Annotated in this window: 1 protein-coding gene; it reads right to left on the reverse strand. The window is 68.0% G+C overall.

The genetic code is table 11. From position 1 onward, the window contains the following. A partial coding sequence (locus tag J0695_RS42200; protein ID WP_242553818.1) for an ABC transporter transmembrane domain-containing protein occupies positions 1-475 on the reverse strand: 475 nt, incomplete at both ends.

Consider the following 475-nt stretch of genomic DNA (forward strand, 5'->3'; position numbering starts at 1 on the left):
CCTCCTGGCTCATCGCCAGCAGGAAGCCGATCGAGTCCACGGGCCAGCGCAGCGCCAGGGCCGTCGTCAGGAACGCCACCAGGGTGCCCGCGGACAGGTCCCCGTCGGCCACCCGTACGGTCCCCAGCACCAGTGTCGTGCCGATGGCCAGTTCCGGGAGCGTCACGATGACGCTCATGATGGCGCCCAGCAGCCGGGCCTTGCGCAGCTCCGTCCCGCGCAGATCCTCGGACAGCTTCCGGAACGCCTTCGCCTGACTGCGGTGCCGTCCGAACCCCTTGATGACCCGGATGCCGAGCACACTCTCCTCGACGACCGTCGTCAGATCGCCGATCTGGTCCTGGGCGAGCCGTGACGCACTGCTGTACCGCTTCTCGAAGGCCGCGCAGATGGCCGCCACCGGCAGGGTGGGAATCAGGATCACCAGCCCCAGAACCCAGTCCTGGACCAGCATGATGACCACGCCGACCAGAAT

The organism is Streptomyces beijiangensis (genome assembly GCF_017315755.1).
Classification (GTDB): Bacteria; Actinomycetota; Actinomycetes; order Streptomycetales; family Streptomycetaceae; genus Streptomyces; species Streptomyces beijiangensis.